Genomic DNA, 18,299 nt, shown 5'->3' with positions numbered 1-18,299 from the left:
AACGCCGTACTGGTTTTTGTTAATCCACTATATTGAGTCCTCGAGAAGGGAAATAAAAATTAACATCCTTATATATTGAGTTCCTGAGAAGGGAAGATTAACAAAAATTAACGCCCTTTACTTCATACAATCAACAGGGCTTTTTCATTCCTTCCTTATCTAACAGGGGGTACAGAAACCGAAACGGCTGGCAGGGTTAAGGAAGTCTTCGAATGTTACGGAACATTCATCTTGGACAGCAAAGGCAATTTGTTAGGCATTCCTTACTCCTTATTTTGGGAAGAAAACGTTATGGGTGTTTTCGATATTTTACCGTCAGGATTGGTATGTTTATTTGAATATGATTTTCTGTGGTCGGGACGGCATGCGGCAAAGGCTTAAGGGGTTAGATCCTTCCTTCTGACGATGGCGCGGATGATGGTGCGGTTGGGGTGTAGGGCGTGGCGCAGGCGTTGTGAAAAGGGATGGGGCAAGCCTAGGATTTGGGCTGCAATGGCGGCGGCGCAGATGGGGGCGGTGGCGAGTCCGCGGGTGCCGTGCGCGGTGTTGACGTAGGCATTAGGCAGGTATGGGCATGGGGTGTCGATGCGGTAGTTTTTGTCCAGCGCGAGTTTGGTGTAGGTCTGCCGCATGGCGGCAATGTCGCCGAGTGCGCCGACTAGGGGAAGGTGGTCGGGGCTGTCGCAGCGTATGGCGGCGTGCCCTTGGTGTTTTTGGGGGTTTGGGTTGGCGGCAAACAATGATTCGGAAAGGGCGGGGTTAAGGTGTGCCAATGCTTGGCGGTTTGAGGCTTCTTCGGCTTCGTTCCATCCGGTATGGCTGCTGTTGGGAATAAAACTCGCGCCGTAGCAGTGCAGTCCGTGCCACGACGGGCTGATGTAGCTTTCGCCTGAAACGGCGCAACGCAGTTGTTCGGAAAACGGGGTGGACGGTGTGAGGCCGGTTTGTCCGCGTATTTGCCTGAGAGGCAGGGCGGCGAGGTTGGTTTCGGGCAGGCGAGGGCTGTGCGCGCCGGTGCAGTAGATGATGTGTGTGGCGGAAAATATGCCGTTTGGCGTGCTTGCAATCCACTTTTCCCCGTCGTGGGAAATGTCGGTTAACGGTGTGTCTTCGTGTAGTCCAATGAGCGGATGGTTGAGGAGGGTGCGGACGAATGCGGGTGGATTGAGCCATACGCCGTACTGCCAAAACAGTCCGCATAATGGTTCGGCGTAGGGCGTGTTCAGCGGGATGCCGGCGATTTTTTCGGCTTCTGCCGGCGTGATGCTGCGGTAGAGGTGGTTATGGTGTTTTTGCAAACCCAATTCGTGATTGCGTTGTTGTTCGGTGCGGCTGTAATTGAGGTGGATGATGCCGTTGCCGCCCCAGGTTTCGGATTCGGGCAGGATGTGTCCGAGCAGGCGTTTGGTGTAGCCGTAGCCGGCAAGCAGCAGTTCGGTTTGTTCGGTGTCGTGCGGCGAGATTTTGGCGTAGAGCAGCCCTTGGCGGTTGCCGCTGGCGGCTTGGGCGGCTTTTCGGGCTTCCAATACGGTAACGGAAATGCCGTGTGATGCTAAGGCGTGGGCGGTTGCCGCGCCGGATATGCCCGAGCCGATAACGAGGATGTGTTCCGGTTTTTGCCGTTCGGATGTTTGTGGAAGTGCAAACCAGGGTTTGTCGGGTTTGCTTTCGGTTTGCGGGATGGCTTCGGTCTGCCAGGAAATGTGGTGGAAGTGTTCGTGCAGGCGGCGGGTGCGTGAAGGGGGAACCAGCCAGAAGCGGACATCGGGCAGGATGTGTTCGATGAGGTTGATGCTGTCGAACTGGAGGCACTGCGTTGCCTGATCCAAACGGTGCTTCAGACGGCATTCCGCGTCCGAAGCATCTTGTGCGGTTTGAAAATCGGGAATCTGATTATCGGGGAGGCAGACAATCAGGTTGAGCGGGTGTGCGTGTTTGCGGATGGTTTGGTCGAGTGTGCGGATGTCGGGAACGCCGTCCCATACGAGATTGTCCATATCAATGCCGTTTAAAGTGTGGGTTTGAATATCGGTATCGGGATAAAGCTGTTAAAATACGCGCCGTTTGAAGGCACGCCTGCGCCTGCCGGATATTGTATGCCGAACCGAGGTGTTTTTTGAATAATATTCCTGTTGAAATCCGTTTGTTGAAAAACCGTACCGTGTTGGTTTTGACTTATGGGGACGAACCTAAAAATCTGCCTGCCGAATTTTTACGCGTCTATTCGCCGAGTGCGGAAGTGCGCGGACACGGTGTGGGACAGGATGTTTTGCAGACCGGTAAGGCAGATGTGCAAATTACGGATTTGCAGCCTGTCGGACAGTACGCGCTGAAAATCAGTTTTTCGGACGGGCACGACAGCGGTCTTTACGATTGGGCGTATCTGCACAGACTGGCATACGGATACGATGCGATGTGGCAGGAATATTTGGACAAATTGGCGGCGGCGGGCGCGTCGCGTTTTGAAAAGCAATCAGATTGTTAAGTTTGGGATGCCGTAGGGCGGCATCAGGGAGGTGGTTAGAATATGGGCGGACAGAAAACGCATTTCGGATTCAGTACGGTCAACGAAGATGAGAAAGCCGGAAAAGTGGCGGAAGTGTTCCACTCCGTCGCCAAAAACTACGACATTATGAATGATGTCATGTCGGCAGGGCTGCACAGGGTGTGGAAGCATTTCACCATCAACACGGCGCACCTGAAAAAAGGCGATAAAGTGTTGGACATTGCGGGCGGTACGGGCGATTTGTCGCGCGGTTGGGCGAAACGGGTCGGCAAGGAAGGCGAGGTTTGGCTGACCGATATTAATTCCTCTATGCTGACCGTCGGGCGCGACCGTCTGTTGAACGAAGGCATGATTTTGCCCGTGTCGCTTGCCGATGCGGAAAAACTGCCTTTCCCTGACAATTATTTCAACTTAGTTTCCGTGGCGTTCGGCTTGCGGAACATGACGCATAAAGATGCCGCGCTGAAAGAGATGTATCGTGTTTTGAAACCTGGCGGCACGTTGCTGGTGTTGGAGTTTTCCAAAATCTACAAGCCACTCGAAGGCGCGTATGATTTTTATTCGTTCAAGCTGCTGCCGGTCATGGGCAGGCTGATTGCGAAAGATGCGGAGAGTTACCAGTATCTTGCCGAATCCATCCGTATGCACCCCGATCAGGAAACTTTGAAACAGATGATGCTGGATGCGGGCTTCGACAGCGTGGATTATCACAATATGAGTGCGGGCATCGTCGCGCTGCATAAGGGCGTGAAATTTTAAACGGACTGGCTGTGCAGCCAATGCCGTCTGAACACGTTTCAGACGGCATTTTTGTGTTTTTTTGAGAAAGAGATTTTAAATCTTAAAATTAATTCACATATCCATCAATAATTTATAAATTTTTTAAAAAATAGGAACAATTATCATTTGCAAGATTGGGAGATGTCTGTATAATGCAGTCAATCCAGTAAACAACGCAGCAGACGAAAGGAGGGAAAAATGCCGGAAAGTATTTTCAAACAGATTTCCCTTGATATTTTGAAACTGCATCGGGATTCTGTTTATTCGCTGCTTGCCACTTCCGGCTGCAACTGTCAGGTGCATGAGGCGGCGTATGTCAACATCGACGGCAAATATTATATTTCGCTTTCATGCGAGCCAGAGGTGGGGGAAGTCAAAACAGGCATTTTGCTGATTGAGGATGAAAGCCGCAACCTTCGTTTGAGCTGGGTCGGCAGTGCGCGGGAACTTGACCGCAAGGATAGTGTCTATAAGCGTGCCCTGTCCGCCTTGTCTAGAAAGCTGGGGCGGTGTAAGGACAGGCTGCATACGGCGGTTCAACCGTTTTTGTTGGAGCTGGTGCCGGAGAAAGGCAGATTTTCTGTCGGCGATGAAGAAGTTTGGATTTCTCGAAACGATTTAGTGAGGGCTTTATATCCTGTCGGATACAGTATGCGGCAGGCAATGTTGCAGATTTAAAGTTTTGGTAGTGGTTTGTGTTCCTTTTGCGCCCCTTTTCCAAGGGGCGATTTTTTTGCACGCGTGTTGGCGGCAAAGGAAAAATGCCGTCTGAAACCGGCATTCAGACGGCATCCGCGTGCGGAATTACTTATCCGGTAAAAGACGGATACCTTGATTGCCCAGTTGTTTTGACAATTCGGCAACTTTTCCGTGTTTTCCTAAAACAAAATCAGGGAGGATTTCTGCCAAAGGGCGTATGACGAAACTGCGTTCGTGTGCGCGCGGATGCGGCAGGGTGAGGCGGGGGTCGTCGCTGGATAGGCCGTCAAAGTCGATGATGTCCAAATCCAATGTGCGCGGCGCGTTTCGGAAACTGCGTTCGCGCCCGAAATCCGCCTCGATACGGTTGAGCAAAGAGAGCAGCGAGATGCCGTCCATATCGGTGGAGACGGTGCAGACGGCATTGACGAAATCGGGCTGATTGTCGTAACCGACGGGCGCGGTCATATACAGTGAGGAAGCCTGTTCAAGCCGGATGTCGGGGTGGGACGAGAGCGCGTCCAATGCGCCGCGTATTTGTTGTGCGGGGTTGTCAAGGTTGCTGCCCAAGGCGATGACGGCAAAATGTCTGTTGTTCATGGCAGTGTTTCAGAATGGCAGGACTTTGGTTTTGGCAAGGTAAACGATACAGGCGACGCAACAAATGGCAAGCAGGTAAACGGCATAGAATTTGACCGAGCGGGGGCGGGCGCGCATCATCATCATACCCAATGCGATATAGGCGAGCAGAAGCAGGATTTTTGTGCCGAGCCAAGGCGCGTTGAACGGGGAGAAATGGGTGATTTTCATCAGCCACAATCCCGTAAACAGCAGCATCGTGTCGTTGAGGTGGGGCAGTGCCTTCCACAAGCCCGCCAAAGGTTTTTCGGGATTTTTCCAAAGCAGGAAAAAGCGGATGTTGAACAACAAAATGGTAACGGTAACGAAGATTTGGTGGCTGTATTTGACAATCAGATACTGCATGGTCGGCTCGTATCAAAATAAGGGTTAGAATCGGCTTATTTTACCGCAAACATTTATTTTTGACGTAACTTTTCAAATGCCAACAGATAGGGCGGGTTGTTTTTCCGGTTGGTAAAGCCGTAACGCAGAACGGCAAACTGTTCTTGAGGCAGGTTTTTTGCCCATTGTTCGATTGCTTCTGCCTCCTGTTTGCCGTTTTCGTGTCCCGGATAGAGGACGGCAATAAGCATACCGCCTTCTTTCAGCAGGGAGAGGGTTGCGCAAAGGGCGGGAATGCTGGTTTCCGTATGGGTGGTAAGGCTTTTATCTCCGCCGGGCAGCCAGCCAAAGTTGAAAATGGCGGCATTTAGTGGTTCTGAAACATATTGTTTCAGGTTTTCGTGTCCGTCTAAGATGAGTTGCACATTCTCGTATCTCGCTTCTTTCAGACGGCATCGAGTGCGGCTCAGGGCTTGCGGCTGGATGTCGAATGCCCACACTTTCCCCCGGATGCCTGCGGTTTGTGCGAGGAAAAGGGTGTCGTGTCCGTTGCCGGCGGTGCCGTCCAAAGCATTGCCACCTTCGGGAAGTGCCTTCCGCAAAAGGCAATGGGCGAATGGAAGGATGTTTTGCAATAACATTTTTAAATGCTGTCTGAAAATAAAAATACCTTACCGTTGTCCGGTAAGGTATTGAAAGATATGACACGTCATGCTTCGCGCGGATTATTCGGCAGGCTGCTGGACGGTTTCCACTTGGACAAGGGTCGAAGCCGGTGCGGCTTGGGGTCTGTTTTCGTGTTGGAGGTTGACGGAGCGAGCCGGTACGATGGTGGAAATGGCGTGTTTGTAAACCATTTGGGTGACGGAAGTGTTTCTCAGAAGAACGACGTATTGGTCGAAAGATTCAACCTGACCTTGCAGTTTGATGCCGTTGACCAGGTAAATCGAAACCGGAACGTGCTCTTTACGCAGGGCGTTCAGGAAGGGATCTTGCAACATTTGTCCTTTAGCTGTCATATTTTTAACTCCGTTATTATGATTGTGAAATCGGGCAGACGCCCTGTGCGTGTCGAATTGTAGCCTTGAATAGGAAAAATTACCAATTTTTTTTGTGTTTGGGCGGTTTTCCGCCGGGCATTTGTATGTCAGGAGCGTTGCTGCAGCATCCACGATTCGATTTTGCGGGCGTCGTTGACGCGTGTGGCGGATGTGGGCGAGTTCAGCAATACGATGGTAACGGGTTGATTTTGAATGTTGGCTTTGACAACCATAGACCTGCCTGCTTCGCGTATGTAGCCGGTTTTCTGCAATTCGATGTTCCACATGCCTTCTCTGACCAGGGCATTGGAGTTTTTGTAGTTCTGCTGCCCGTTTTTGGTCTGTACCGAGGCGTAGTTGGAAGTCGAGTTGGTGCGGATTTGCGGATATTGGGCGGCGGCGTTGACCATAAGGCTCAGGTCTTTGGCGGTGGAAACGTTTTGGAAGTTGAGTCCGGTCGGTTCGTAAAAGCGGCTGCCGTACATACCGAGGCTTTGGGCTTTGCGGTTCATGGCGGCGACAAATGCGCCCATGCCGCCGGGGTAGGTTCTGCCCAATGCATGGGTGGCGCGGTTTTCGCTGCTCATCAGGCTCAGGTGCAGCAGTTCTTTGCGTGTAAGTGCCGTACCTATGGCAAGACGGCTGCCGGTCCCTTTGATGCGGTCGATTTCGTCGGGCGTAATGGTAACGGTTTCGTTCATGTCCAAGTTTGCATCCAAAACGACCATCGCGCTCATCAGTTTGGAAATGGAGGCGATGGGCATAATCCTGTCGGCGTTTTTCTGATACAGTATCTGTCCGGTTTTGTTGTTGACGACCAGGGCAGACTGTGAGGAGAGAATCAGACCGCCTGTAATGGCTTGGGTGTTGGTGGGGTGTATTGTGCTTTCGGCGAATATTTCTATCGGATCGGAGGAGGTAAGCATGTTCTGTTCTAAAAATTGCCCTAAAATGTCGTTGTCGGCAAAAAGGTGGGCTGACGGCAGGGAAAGGCAGAGACCGAGCAGCAGCGATGAGGGCAGGCGTTTCAGAGTATGGATGGACATTTTTGATTCCATATTTTTGAGTATTGGCGTTATTTTGTTGAAAAAACAGCCATCTGTAAAGTATGTCGTCTGACAGGAGACTGCCCGTAGGCGGGCGGTCTTGTTGTGTTTTGGGGATTGGGTTTTATAACATTCTGTTTTTAAATCGGAACATATTTTGTGGTTTGACATGGATATTTTTCATGCCGTCGTGTGTCGGTTTGGATGTTTCCGGCGGTTGAATCCTTGTCCTTTGGGGCGGTAGAATCGGGGTTGGTTTGGCAATTGCGGCGGTGCGTCTGCGTGCCGTTTTGAATAATGGGAATATCGGGAGTAGGACTATGGATGTGAAATATGAATTTACCCTGCCTTCGAGCAGCGGTGCGGATTTTCATTCGGCAGAACATCTGCCTTTGGTCGTGTATTTTTATCCGAAAGACAGTACGCCTGGCTGTACGACGGAAGGCTTGGATTTCAATGCGCGTTTGGAACAGTTTGAGGCATTGGGTTATACCGTGGTCGGTATTTCCCGCGACGGCGTAAAGGCGCATCAGAATTTTTGCGCCAAGCAGGGTTTCCGGTTCGAGCTGTTGAGTGACAAGGATGAAACAGTGTGCCGCCTGTTTGATGTCATCAAATTGAAGAAACTGTACGGGAAAGAGTCGTTAGGTATCGAGCGCAGTACGTTCGTCTTGAATAAGGATGGAGAAATCGCCCATGAATGGCGGAAAGTCAAAGTGGCGGGTCACGCGCAGGAAGTATTGGAAACGCTTTCCCGATAATGTGAACCATGCAGTCTGAAGAAGATTCAGACGGCATTTGTTTGGAACGGTATGGAAGAAGGTTTGATCGACAGGCTGCTTGAAACGCTGTGGTTGGACAGGCGGCTCAGTCAGAATACTTTAAACGGTTACCGGCGCGATTTGGAAAAAATCGCCCGCCGCCTGTCCCAATCGGGCAGAACGCTGAAGGATGCGGACGAAGCGGATTTGGCGGCGGCGGTTTATGTTGACGGAGAGCAACGGAGTTCGCAGGCGCGCGCATTATCGGCGTGCAAACGCCTGTATATATGGATGGAGCGTGAAGGCATAAGGACGGACAATCCCACCTGCCTGCTGAAACCGCCCAAAATCGACAAGAATATTCCGACCCTGATCACCGAGCAGCAGATTTCCCGACTGCTTGCCGCCCCGGATACCGACACGCCGCACGGTTTGCGGGATAAGGCTTTGCTCGAATTGATGTACGCGACCGGCTTGCGCGTCAGCGAGGCGGTCGGGCTGAACTTCGGCAATGTGGATTTGGACAGGGGCTGTATTACCGCGCTGGGAAAGGGTGATAAGCAGAGGATGGTCCCGATGGGGCAGGAGTCGGCGTATTGGGTGGAACGCTATTATACGGAGGCACGCCCACTTCTGCTGAAAGGCAGGAATTGCGACGCATTGTTTGTCAGTCAGAAAAAGACGGGCATTTCCCGTCAGTTGGCATGGATGATTGTCAAAGAATATGCAAGTCAGGCAGGCATCGGGCACATCAGCCCGCACAGCCTGCGCCACGCCTTTGCCACGCATCTGGTGCGGCACGGCTTGGATTTGCGCGTGGTTCAGGATATGTTGGGACATGCCGATTTGAATACGACGCAGATTTATACCCATGTTGCCAACGTATGGTTGCAGGGTGTAGTGAAGGAACACCATTCCCGAAACTGAGGCTTCTACTTTGGTTTAATAAGAAATCAATCGAAAATGCAAACTTGATAAAAAATTACCAAGACAAACCGTGTATACCGACCTTGCAATGCGAACCGTTTTTATTTATATTCGCATACGATAATAAAAGCCGCTATCGGTACGATAGTTTGAGAACACACGGAGCACAAAATGTTTGTCTGCATCTGCAATGCCGTTACCGACCATCAAATCAAGGAAACCATCGCCGCCGGCGCGACCACAATGGGCGATTTGCAGTCGCAATTGGGCGTAGCGAGCTGCTGCGGCTGCTGTGGGGAGCTTGCCGCTTCGTTTCTGACGGCGCACAATGCGCAACCGACGGTTACGGCGGGTATCAATGTTCAAGCGTAAAACGGTTTTGGAAATGCCGTCTGAACTGTTCAGACGGCATTTTTGCTGTTTTTGGCAGGACTTGAGTATCATCTTCCTTGAAAACATTGTTTTTTCCCAAATAGACCATGATTCTGCTGCGTCTAAGGCTTTGGCGTGTGCAAATTGACAGATAAGGAAACGCGGATGAAATTGACCTTGATGTTTCGTGAATATTGCAGCTTGTGCCACAAAATGCGCGATGCACTCAAACCTTTTCAAAATGAATACGGGTTCGGGCTGGAAGTGGTCGATGTGGATGAAAATCCTGTTTTGGAAGAAAAATACAATGAGCTGGTTCCCGTTTTGTTGGCGGGAGATGAGGAAATCTGCCACTGGTTTTTGGATGAGGACAGGTTGAAACAGTTTCTCGAACGGTAAAAAAATGCCGTCTGAAGCAGGACTTCAGACGGCATTTTTTTCAAATTAACGTTCTTTACGTTTTTGCGGGGCTGATGACCTGCCGGTAAAGGAAGCACGTTTGGATGCTTGGTAAATTGCTAGTCTTCTTCGATGTTGCATATTAACCCTTTCTTTATTTTATTTGTCGGTTGGGAGAATTCTTATTTATTGATTTTTTCAATAAAAATTAGAAAATTTATTGTGAGATGTTATTGTTGGCAATCATATCATGTTTTACTGTTGATGGAAGCATGATTGTGTAAAGATGATATGTGTTTGTGTAATCGGTAGATATTATAGTGGATTAAATTTAAATCAGGACAAGGCGACGAAGCCGCAGACAGTACAGATAGTACGGCAAGGCGAGGCAACGCTGTACTGGTTTTTGTTAATCCACTATGGTACGGAACCGACTCACTTGGTGCTTCAGCACCTTAGAGAATCGTTCTCTTTGAGCTAAGGCGAGGCAACGCCGTACTGGTTTTTGTTAATCCACTATATAAGAAAACCGCCAAGGCGGTGCTTGACGGCGGAAACGGAGAGGCGGGCGGCATCAGAGCAGCTTGGAAACGACCTGTGCAAGGGCTTTTTGCCAGTCTGACGGTTTGATGCTGAAGTCGTTTTCGATTTTGCGGCAGTCCAAAATGCTGTATGCGGGCCTGGGGGCGGCGGTCGGATATTCCTTGTCTGAAACGGCAGTCAATTCGGGAACGGGGAAGGATGTCTGCTGTTGCGATGCCGCTTGGAAAATATGTTGGGCAAATTCGTACCAGGATACGGATTTGCCGCCGGCGTAGTGGTAAATGCCGCGCACGGGCGACGTTTGCTGCAAAAGGCGGATGATGGCGGCAGCTAAATCGCCGGCATAGGTCGGGCAGCCGATTTGGTTGTGGACGGCGGACAGCGGGGAACGTTCCCGTGCAAGGTTCAGCATCGTGCGGACAAAGTTGTCCCCGTATTCGCTAAACAGCCAAGAAGTCCGCAGGATAAGGCTGTCGGGATTGGCAGACAGTGCGAGCAGCTCGCCTGCGGTTTTGGATTGTCCGTATACATTGGAAGGATTGGTAAAGTCGCTTTCCTGATAGGGTCTTTTCCCTTTACCGTCAAAGATATAGTCGGTTGAGATGTGGATGAATCGGGCATGGGCGCGATGTGCTGACAAGGCAAGGTTGTAAACGGCGGAAGCATTGACGGCAAATGCCGCTGCCGCATCGCCTTCCGCTTTGTCGACGGCAGTATAGGCAGCCGTGTTGACAATGGCGTCGGGTTGGAAACTTTTGACCATGTTGCAGACGGCATCGGCATCGGTAATGTCTAGGGATGCGGAATCCGTCGCAATGGTTTCCCAGTCTTCCGGAAGACGGTCGCGCAGGCAGCGTGCCAGTTGGCTTTTCGAGCCTGTCAATAGGATTCTCATGAGGTATTTCCTTTGGTAAAAGTGTATTGTAGGACTTGCTGTCGGTATTATAGTGCCAAAACTTTGCCGACGGTTGACGGGTTGGTTTTTTGTGCCATGGGTATTGTTTTGCGCCGACTTCGGCTAGAATATTGGTTTGTGATTCAAACCTGTCGGGTGTCGGGTCGGTATTTTCAAGATATTTTCAGGGGGGGCGAAATGAGTGAGATTGGTTTGGTAAAGATCTATTTTGGAAAAGTGCGCGATTTATATGAAATCGACGATAAACGTATGCTGATGGTCGCTTCCGACCGCCTGTCTGCATTCGATGTGATTTTGGACGACCCGATTCCGAGCAAAGGGGAGATTCTGACGCAGATTTCCAATTTTTGGTTTAAAAAACTGGTGCATATTATGCCCAACCACTTTACCGGTCAAACGGTTTACGATGTTTTGCCTGAAAACGAAGCCAAAGCTTTAGAGAAACGCGCCGTCGTGGCTAAAAAGCTCACTCCGGTGAAAGTAGAGGCGATTGTGCGTGGTTATCTGGCAGGCAGCGGTTGGAAAGATTATCAAAAAACCGGCTCGGTTTGCGGTATTCAACTGCCTGAAGGTATGCAGGAAGCGCAACAACTGCCTGAAGTGATTTTTACGCCCTCAACCAAAGCCGCAGTCGGCGATCACGATGAAAACATCAGCTTTGAAGAATGCGAACGCATTATCGGAAAAGAATTGGCGGCGGAAGTGCGCGCCAAAGCGATTCAGCTTTATACAGAAGCGGCGGAATATGCCAAATCGCGCGGCATCATCATTTGCGATACCAAATTTGAATTCGGTTTGGATACAAACGGTACGCTGACGCTGATGGATGAGGTATTGACTCCCGATTCGAGCCGTTTTTGGCCTGCCGACCAATACAAAGTCGGCACCAATCCGCCGTCTTTTGACAAACAATTCGTCCGCGACTGGCTGGAACAAAGCGGTTGGAACAAAAAAGCCCCTGCGCCGAAAGTGCCTGCCGATGTGATTCAGAAAACTGTCGAGAAGTATCGGGAAGCATTGACTTTGCTGACTCAGGATTGATTTTTAAGTTTGAAGGCCGTCTGAAAGAAATATGGTTCAGACGGCCTTTTTATTGTATCAATACTGGATTTTAATGATGGTTGCCTTTATAATTTGGAATTGCTTTCAGCGTCCGAAATGTCGTCTGAAAGCTTGTTTACAACCTGCCGCACGGTCTGAAACCCTAACTATGCACATTCGGATTTTAGTGTGCATTATTAGTGTTTTAGCAGTGCGGTATTTTGAAAGGAACAATAATGTTCGACAAACACGTTAAAACTTTCCAATACGGCAACCACACCGTTACTTTGGAAACCGGCGAAATTGCCCGCCAAGCCGCCGCTGCCGTTAAAGTCTCTATGGGCGACACCGTGGTTTTGGTTGCCGTTACCACCAACAAAGAAGTGAAAGAAGGCCAAGACTTCTTCCCTCTGACTGTCGATTACCTCGAGCGCACTTACGCCGCAGGCAAAATTCCCGGCGGTTTCTTCAAACGCGAAGGCAAACAAAGCGAAAAAGAAATCCTGACCAGCCGTCTGATCGACCGTCCGATTCGTCCGCTGTTCCCTGAAGGTTTCTACCACGACATCCAAATCGTAGCGATGGTCGTGTCCGTCGATCCTGAAATCGATTCTGATATTCCTGCAATGTTGGGCGCGTCTGCCGCGCTGGTGTTGAGCGGCGTACCGTTTGCCGGCCCGATCGGCGCGGCACGCGTCGGTTATGTAAACGGCGTGTACGTTTTGAACCCGACTAAAGCCGAATTGGCGAAATCGCAATTGGACTTGGTGGTCGCCGGTACTTCCAAAGCCGTGTTGATGGTGGAATCCGAAGCCAAAATCCTGCCCGAAGACGTGATGCTGGGCGCGGTGGTTTACGGCCACGATCAAATGCAGGTTGCCATCAATGCAATCAATGAATTTGCCGACGAAGTCAATCCGGAAGTTTGGGATTGGAAAGCACCTGAAACCAATGAGGAACTGGTTGCCAAAGTCCGCGGGATTGCCGGCGAAACCATTAAAGAAGCGTTCAAAATCCGTCAAAAACAAGCGCGTTCTGCCAAATTGGACGAAGCTTGGAGTGCGGTAAAAGAAGCCTTGATTACCGAAGAAACCGACACGCTGGCAGCCAACGAAATCAAAGGCATTTTCAAACACTTGGAAGCCGATGTCGTCCGCAGCCAAATTTTGGACGGCCAACCGCGCATCGACGGCCGCGACACCCGCACCGTCCGTCCGCTGAACATCCAAACCGGCGTATTGCCGCGCACGCACGGTTCCGCATTGTTTACCCGTGGCGAAACCCAAGCCCTTGCCGTAGCGACTTTGGGTACTTCGCGCGACGAGCAAATCATCGACGCGCTGTCCGGCGAATACACCGACCGCTTTATGCTGCACTACAACTTTCCGCCGTACTCTACCGGCGAAGTGGGCCGCATGGGCGCGCCGAAACGCCGTGAAATCGGTCACGGTCGTTTGGCTAAACGTGCATTGTTGGCCGTATTGCCGAAACCTGAAGATTTCAGCTACACCATGCGCGTGGTCTCCGAAATTACCGAATCTAACGGCTCTTCCTCTATGGCTTCCGTCTGCGGCGGCTGTTTGAGCCTGCTGTCTGCCGGCGTGCCTTTGAAAGCACACGTTGCCGGTATCGCGATGGGTCTGATTCTGGAAGGCAACAAATTTGCCGTCCTGACCGACATTTTGGGCGACGAAGACCACTTGGGCGATATGGACTTTAAAGTGGCCGGTACGACCGAAGGTGTTACCGCGCTGCAAATGGACATCAAAATCCAAGGCATTACCAAAGAAATTATGCAAATCGCTTTGGCACAGGCCAAAGAAGCGCGTCTGCACATCTTGGATCAGATGAAAGCCGCCGTTGCGGGCCCGCAAGAGTTGTCCGCACACGCGCCGCGTTTGTTTACGATGAAAATCAACCAAGACAAAATCCGCGAAGTTATCGGTAAAGGTGGCGAAACCATCCGTTCGATTACCGCTGAAACCGGTACGGAAATCAATATTGCCGAAGACGGTACGATTACCATTGCCGCGACCACTCAAGAAGCCGGCGATGCGGCGAAAAAACGCATCGAGCAGATTACTGCCGAAGTGGAAGTGGGCAAAGTGTATGAAGGCACTGTGGTGAAAATCCTCGACAACAACGTCGGCGCGATTGTCAGCGTGATGCCGGGCAAAGACGGTTTGGTACACATCAGCCAAATCGCCCACGAGCGCGTACGCAATGTCGGCGACTACCTGAAAGTCGGTCAGGTGGTGAACGTGAAAGCATTGGAAGTGGACGACAGAGGCCGTGTCCGTCTGTCCATCAAAGCCCTGCTGGACGCGCCTGCCCGTGAGGAAAATGCCGCCGAGTAACGCTTAGGGTGAAAGTGCCGTCTGAACAGGTTTCAGACGGTATTTTTTACGGGTATCGGGAATGAATGGGGCTTACAGCCACAGGACGGCAAGTTTCCATAATGCCCATAATGATACGGATAATCCCGTACACAGGCGGATATATCGGTTTTGCATGATTTTTTTCAGTTGCAGGGAAAAAATGCCGATTGCCAAAAGATTGGGCAGCGTACCCAGTGCAAAGGCAAGCATATATAACCCGCCCGTTGCCGCACTACCGCTTCCCAGCGCGTAAAGCGACGCGCTGTAAACCAGTCCGCACGGCAGCCAGCCCCATAATATTCCGACCGCAAGGCAGGCGGGTATGGATTTTATGGGTAACAGCCGGTTGAGTATCGGGTTCAGGTTCCGCCATATCGGTTTGCCGATTTTCTCGATTTTTGCCGCCAAGGAAGAAATACCGCTCAAGTATAAGCCCAAAAAGAGCAGCAGGAGGTTGGCGGCCGTGTATAAAATATTCTGCAGGACGCGGGTTTGGTCGAGTGAAACGCCGACCTGTCCGATTAATCCGAGTATCAGGCCGATTGCCGTATAGCTGCTTACCCGTCCTGTGTTAAGCAGCAGGATCAGCCAAAAGCGGTTGATATGCGGGGGGAGTTGGAGCGCAAACGCGCTGCTTAATCCGCCGCACATACCGATGCAGTGCGTTCCGCCGAAGAAACCGAGTAGGAACAGGGTGAGGAAAGTGATGTCGTGGTTCATAGGCAGTTTGAAGTCAGATATTTTTCGGTGAAAGGGATGATTTGCGGCAGTCCGGCACATAGGATCCGCCGAGGGCATTGCCCGTGCTGTTAAAGTCTTGAATAAGGATGCAGTTTGCACCCTGTATTTCGATAATTTTGTAAAATCCGCCCTTTACTGCGCCGTCGGCGGGTTTGCCGTGTGCGTCAAAATACAGGATGGTGCGGTTTTGAAGATGCGCGCAATTTGAAACGGCCGGGTTTGCCGGTATGTTTCGGGTGCAGGCGGCAAGGATTGCACAAGGGAAAAGCAACAGTAATATGCGGAACATGGTGTTTCTTGTAAGGGGTAACAAACAGTATAATGGCTGATTTTAATCCTCAGGCGGCGGGAGATGGAAGCATTTCCCTTCGGTGCGGGGGATTTCGGATTCGGAAGCAACAGACGATACGGGATTTCGGAACAATATGAACACTTTGAAATTTACCAAAATGCACGGTTTGGGCAACGATTTTATGGTGATTGACGCGGTCAGTCAGGATTTTACCCCCGAGGACGCGCCGATTGCGGCATGGGCGGACCGTTTCCGGGGCGTGGGCTTCGACCAGCTTTTGGTGGTCGGGCGTTCGGAAACCGAAGGCGTGGATTTCCGTTACCGTATTTTCAATGCCGACGGCAGCGAGGTCGGGCAATGCGGCAACGGAGCGCGTTGTTTTGCCCGTTTTGTTGCAGACAAGGGTTTGACCGATAAGAAAGAAATTTGTGTTGAAACGGCAAATGGCGTTATTTTTCCGAAATTGTCCGATAACGGTATGGTTACGGTCAATATGGGCAAACCGAAGTTTATGCCGTCTGAAATACCGTTTGTCCCCGAATCGGGCGAGGGGGATGATGCCTGTATTTACGGGGTGCATCTCGAATCTGGCATTCAGCCTGTCAGCTGCGTCAATATGGGCAACCCCCATGCGGTGATTGTGGTCGATGACGTGGAATGCGCGCCGGTGCGCGAAACCGGTTCGCTTATCGAACCGCACAGGCAGTTTCCCGAACGCGTCAACGTCGGCTTTATGCAGATTGTCAGCCGAACCGCGATTCGTTTGCGCGTGTTCGAGCGCGGCGTGGGCGAAACCCAAGCGTGCGGTACGGGCGCGTGTGCGGCTGTGGTGGCGGGTATCCGTCTGGGGTTGTTGGATGAAGGGAAAACGGTAGAGGTGATTTTGCCGGGCGGAACTTTATATATCGAATGGGCCTGCGGCGGCGATGTGATGATGACCGGCCCTGCGGAAACGGTGTTTGAAGGCGAGTTGGCGTATTCATGATTTTGCTGCATTTGGATTTTTTGTCTGCCTTACTGTATGCGGCGGTTTTTCTGTTTCTGATATTCCGCGCAGGAATGTTGCAATGGTTTTGGGCGAGTATTATGCTGTGGCTGGGCATATCGGTTTTGGGGGCAAAGCTGATGCCCGGCATATGGGGAATGACCCGCGCCGCGCCCTTGTTCATCCCCCATTTTTACCTGACTTTGGGCAGCATATTTTTTTTCATCGGGCATTGGAACCGGAAAACGGATGGAAACGGATGGCAGGCAGACCCCGAACATCCTCTGCTCGGGCTGTTTGCCGTCAGTAATGTATCGATGACGCTTGCTTTTGTCGGAATATGTGCGTTGGTGCATTATTGCTTTTCGGGAACGGTTCAAGTGTTTGTGTTTGCGGCACTGCTCAAACTTTATGCGCTGAAGCCGGTTTATTGGTTCGTGTTGCAGTTTGTGCTGATGGCGGTTGCCTATGTCCACCGCTGCGGTATAGACCGGCAGCCGCCGTCAACGTTCGGCGGCTCGCAGCTGCGACTCGGCGGGTTGACGGCAGCGTTGATGCAGGTCTCGGTACTGGTGCTGCTGCTTTCAGAAATTGGAAGATAATACGGTGCGGCCGTATCGGAACAAAAAGTTATAAAGAAAGAAATTTTGGATATTGGTTTTTTAGGCGGCATAGGTTTAGGATAAAGCCATATCCGAAATTTGTTTATGTTTCGGCGCAAATCCCCTGCAATCGGACAGGATGCCTATGGGGATTGCGCCTTACTGTCGAAACCTTATTATTCAGGAGCAGAAGATGAAAATTGCAAACAGCATCACCGAACTAATCGGCAACACGCCTTTGGTCAAACTGAACCGTCTGACCGAAGGTTTGAAGGCGGAGGTTGCCGTGAAACTGGAATTTTTCAATCCAGGCAGCAGCGTCAAAGACCGCATTGCCGAAGCAATGATCGAGGGTGCCGAAAAAGCGGGCAAAATCAACAAAAACACCGTCATTGTCGAAGCAACCAGCGGCAATACGGGTGTCGGTTTGGCAATGGTATGTGCCGCACGCGGCTACAAGCTGGCGATTACCATGCCGGAAAGCATGAGTAAGGAGCGCAAAATGCTGTTGCGCGCGTTTGGTGCGGAGCTGATTCTGACCCCTGCCGCCGAAGGTATGGCGGGCGCGATTGCCAAAGCGAAATCCTTGGTGGACGCGCATCCCGACACTTATTTTATGCCGCGCCAGTTCGACAATGAGGCAAACCCCGAAGTCCACCGCAAAACAACCGCCGAGGAAATTTGGCGGGATACGGACGGCAAAGTCGATGTCTTCGTTGCCGGCGTCGGCACGGGCGGTACGATTACCGGCGTGGGCGAAGTGTTGAAAAAATACAAACCCGAAGTTAAAGTGGTTGCCGTCGAGCCTGAAGCTTCACCCGTATTGAGCGGCGGCGAAAAAGGCCCGCACCCGATTCAAGGCATCGGCGCAGGCTTTATTCCGACCGTTTTGAATACCAAAATTTACGACAGCATTACCAAAGTGTCGAACGAAGCGGCTTTTGAAACCGCCCGCGCAATGGCGGAAAAAGAAGGCATTTTGGTGGGTATTTCTTCCGGTGCGGCGGTTTGGAGTGCGTTGCAGCTTGCCAAACAGCCTGAAAACGAAGGCAAGCTGATAGTCGTGCTGCTGCCTTCTTATGGCGAACGCTATCTCTCTACGCCACTTTTTGCAGATTTGGCATAATGCTTTAATCGGATTGTCGAAACATTCAGACGCATTTTTCGGTATCGGTGTAACGCCGTGCCGGAAAATGCGTTTTTGCATATATGCCGAAAACGCCGGTTGTGTTTTAATCAGGCATTGGTGCCGCCGCATTGCTTGAGGGAAATATTTTTTATAGTGGATTAACAAAAATCAGGACAAGG

22 protein-coding genes are annotated in these 18,299 nt (G+C 51.2%); 13 read left to right on the top strand and 9 right to left on the bottom strand.

All coding sequences use genetic code 11. The features are described 5' to 3' along the window. Nucleotides 1–231 precede the first annotated feature (231 nt). Nucleotides 232–381 carry a hypothetical protein gene (locus HMPREF2959_RS12505; RefSeq protein WP_002214056.1) on the top strand — a complete coding sequence of 50 codons (150 nt, stop codon included), beginning with the start codon at nt 232–234 and terminating at the stop codon, nt 379–381. Here the strand turns inward: HMPREF2959_RS12505 and mnmC are convergent. Further along, nucleotides 378–1,997: an FAD-dependent 5-carboxymethylaminomethyl-2-thiouridine(34) oxidoreductase MnmC1 gene (gene mnmC / locus HMPREF2959_RS01595; protein ID WP_070696284.1), complete on the bottom strand. Its 1,620-nt coding sequence runs from the start codon at nt 1,995–1,997 to the stop codon at nt 378–380. The genes HMPREF2959_RS12505 and mnmC overlap by 4 nt on opposite strands. A gap of 119 nt (nt 1,998–2,116) precedes the next feature. On the opposite strand from mnmC, the gene HMPREF2959_RS01590 reads away from it, so the two are divergent. From HMPREF2959_RS01590 to HMPREF2959_RS01580, 3 genes are all read left to right on the top strand, one after another. Further along, nucleotides 2,117–2,485 carry a gamma-butyrobetaine hydroxylase family protein gene (locus tag HMPREF2959_RS01590; RefSeq protein WP_002214052.1) on the top strand — a complete coding sequence of 123 codons (369 nt, stop codon included), beginning with the start codon at nt 2,117–2,119 and terminating at the stop codon, nt 2,483–2,485. Nucleotides 2,486–2,527: 42 nt separating this feature from the next. Then, complete coding sequence (gene ubiE / locus HMPREF2959_RS01585; protein WP_002217627.1) at nt 2,528–3,265, top strand: bifunctional demethylmenaquinone methyltransferase/2-methoxy-6-polyprenyl-1,4-benzoquinol methylase UbiE; 738 nt, start codon at nt 2,528–2,530, stop codon at nt 3,263–3,265. Nucleotides 3,266–3,484: 219 nt separating this feature from the next. Next, nucleotides 3,485–3,964, top strand: coding sequence for an NGO0322 family iron-responsive protein (locus tag HMPREF2959_RS01580; RefSeq protein ID WP_002229234.1), 480 nt, complete (start codon nt 3,485–3,487; stop codon nt 3,962–3,964). 126 nt (nt 3,965–4,090) lie between these two features. Here the strand turns inward: HMPREF2959_RS01580 and folK are convergent, their stop codons facing one another. The 5 genes from folK to HMPREF2959_RS01555 all read right to left on the bottom strand — a co-directional run bounded on the left by folK (nt 4,091) and on the right by HMPREF2959_RS01555 (nt 7,034). Further along, entirely contained in the window at nt 4,091–4,585 is a 495-nt protein-coding gene (gene folK, locus HMPREF2959_RS01575) for a 2-amino-4-hydroxy-6-hydroxymethyldihydropteridine diphosphokinase (RefSeq protein WP_002229236.1), read from the bottom strand. A gap of 9 nt (nt 4,586–4,594) precedes the next feature. Further along, the gene (locus HMPREF2959_RS01570) at nt 4,595–4,969 is read right to left on the bottom strand and encodes a SirB2 family protein (RefSeq protein WP_002229237.1); all 375 of its coding nucleotides are present in this window, start codon (nt 4,967–4,969) and stop codon (nt 4,595–4,597) included. Nucleotides 4,970–5,022: 53 nt separating this feature from the next. Further along, on the bottom strand, nt 5,023–5,589 hold the full coding sequence (locus tag HMPREF2959_RS01565; protein WP_002227494.1) for a tRNA 5-(aminomethyl)-2-thiouridylate-methyltransferase MnmM: 567 nt from the start codon (nt 5,587–5,589) through the stop codon (nt 5,023–5,025). A gap of 84 nt (nt 5,590–5,673) precedes the next feature. Beyond that, a complete protein-coding gene (gene hfq, locus HMPREF2959_RS01560; protein ID WP_002236839.1) occupies nt 5,674–5,967 on the bottom strand; it encodes an RNA chaperone Hfq in 294 nt (97 codons plus the stop codon). A gap of 128 nt (nt 5,968–6,095) precedes the next feature. Beyond that, nucleotides 6,096–7,034, bottom strand: a complete 939-nt coding sequence (locus HMPREF2959_RS01555; protein WP_002217622.1) for a serine hydrolase — start codon at nt 7,032–7,034, stop codon at nt 6,096–6,098. 320 nt (nt 7,035–7,354) lie between these two features. Between HMPREF2959_RS01555 and HMPREF2959_RS01550 the strand changes: the two genes are divergently transcribed. The 4 genes from HMPREF2959_RS01550 (at nt 7,355) to HMPREF2959_RS01535 (ending at nt 9,493) form a co-directional block, all read left to right on the top strand. Continuing rightward, complete coding sequence (locus tag HMPREF2959_RS01550) at nt 7,355–7,795, top strand: peroxiredoxin (RefSeq protein ID WP_002214039.1); 441 nt, start codon at nt 7,355–7,357, stop codon at nt 7,793–7,795. A gap of 51 nt (nt 7,796–7,846) precedes the next feature. Beyond that, a complete protein-coding gene (gene xerD / locus HMPREF2959_RS01545) occupies nt 7,847–8,722 on the top strand; it encodes a site-specific tyrosine recombinase XerD (RefSeq protein WP_002229238.1) in 876 nt (291 codons plus the stop codon). A 171-nt stretch (nt 8,723–8,893) separates the two neighbouring features. After that, nucleotides 8,894–9,094 carry a bacterioferritin-associated ferredoxin gene (locus HMPREF2959_RS01540; protein WP_002214037.1) on the top strand — a complete coding sequence of 67 codons (201 nt, stop codon included), beginning with the start codon at nt 8,894–8,896 and terminating at the stop codon, nt 9,092–9,094. Nucleotides 9,095–9,259: 165 nt separating this feature from the next. Then, nucleotides 9,260–9,493, top strand: coding sequence for a glutaredoxin family protein (locus HMPREF2959_RS01535; protein ID WP_002214035.1), 234 nt, complete (start codon nt 9,260–9,262; stop codon nt 9,491–9,493). Nucleotides 9,494–10,067: 574 nt separating this feature from the next. On the opposite strand, the gene rfbD is transcribed toward HMPREF2959_RS01535, so the two are convergent. Next, nucleotides 10,068–10,931 (bottom strand): dTDP-4-dehydrorhamnose reductase, encoded by an 864-nt coding sequence (gene rfbD / locus HMPREF2959_RS01525; RefSeq protein WP_002243402.1) that lies wholly within the window; start codon nt 10,929–10,931, stop codon nt 10,068–10,070. A 198-nt stretch (nt 10,932–11,129) separates the two neighbouring features. Here rfbD and HMPREF2959_RS01520 point away from each other — a divergent pair, with 198 nt between their 5' ends. Then, nucleotides 11,130–11,993: a phosphoribosylaminoimidazolesuccinocarboxamide synthase gene (locus tag HMPREF2959_RS01520; protein ID WP_002223918.1), complete on the top strand. Its 864-nt coding sequence runs from the start codon at nt 11,130–11,132 to the stop codon at nt 11,991–11,993. Nucleotides 11,994–12,229: 236 nt separating this feature from the next. Continuing rightward, on the top strand, nt 12,230–14,350 hold the full coding sequence (gene pnp / locus HMPREF2959_RS01515) for a polyribonucleotide nucleotidyltransferase (RefSeq protein ID WP_002256414.1): 2,121 nt from the start codon (nt 12,230–12,232) through the stop codon (nt 14,348–14,350). Between the two features lie 72 nt (nt 14,351–14,422). On the opposite strand, the gene HMPREF2959_RS01510 is transcribed toward pnp, so the two are convergent. Then, nucleotides 14,423–15,091 carry a sulfite exporter TauE/SafE family protein gene (locus tag HMPREF2959_RS01510; protein WP_002214027.1) on the bottom strand — a complete coding sequence of 223 codons (669 nt, stop codon included), beginning with the start codon at nt 15,089–15,091 and terminating at the stop codon, nt 14,423–14,425. A 13-nt stretch (nt 15,092–15,104) separates the two neighbouring features. Next, nucleotides 15,105–15,401: a hypothetical protein gene (locus HMPREF2959_RS01505; RefSeq protein ID WP_002243404.1), complete on the bottom strand. Its 297-nt coding sequence runs from the start codon at nt 15,399–15,401 to the stop codon at nt 15,105–15,107. Nucleotides 15,402–15,537: 136 nt separating this feature from the next. Between HMPREF2959_RS01505 and dapF the strand changes: the two genes are divergently transcribed. The 3 genes from dapF (at nt 15,538) to cysK (ending at nt 18,117) form a co-directional block, all read left to right on the top strand. Continuing rightward, nucleotides 15,538–16,389, top strand: a complete 852-nt coding sequence (dapF, locus tag HMPREF2959_RS01500; protein ID WP_002243405.1) for a diaminopimelate epimerase — start codon at nt 15,538–15,540, stop codon at nt 16,387–16,389. After that, nucleotides 16,386–16,991, top strand: a complete 606-nt coding sequence (locus HMPREF2959_RS11770; protein WP_002219540.1) for a hypothetical protein — start codon at nt 16,386–16,388, stop codon at nt 16,989–16,991. The genes dapF and HMPREF2959_RS11770 overlap by 4 nt, the downstream gene beginning before the upstream one ends. A 193-nt stretch (nt 16,992–17,184) precedes the next feature. Continuing rightward, nucleotides 17,185–18,117, top strand: a complete 933-nt coding sequence (gene cysK / locus HMPREF2959_RS01490; RefSeq protein ID WP_002243406.1) for a cysteine synthase A — start codon at nt 17,185–17,187, stop codon at nt 18,115–18,117. Nucleotides 18,118–18,299 lie beyond the last annotated feature (182 nt).

Source organism: Neisseria sp. HMSC070F02, assembly GCF_001814225.1.
Classification (GTDB): Bacteria; Pseudomonadota; Gammaproteobacteria; order Burkholderiales; family Neisseriaceae; genus Neisseria; species Neisseria meningitidis.
This window is presented reverse-complemented; position numbering and strand designations above follow the sequence as displayed.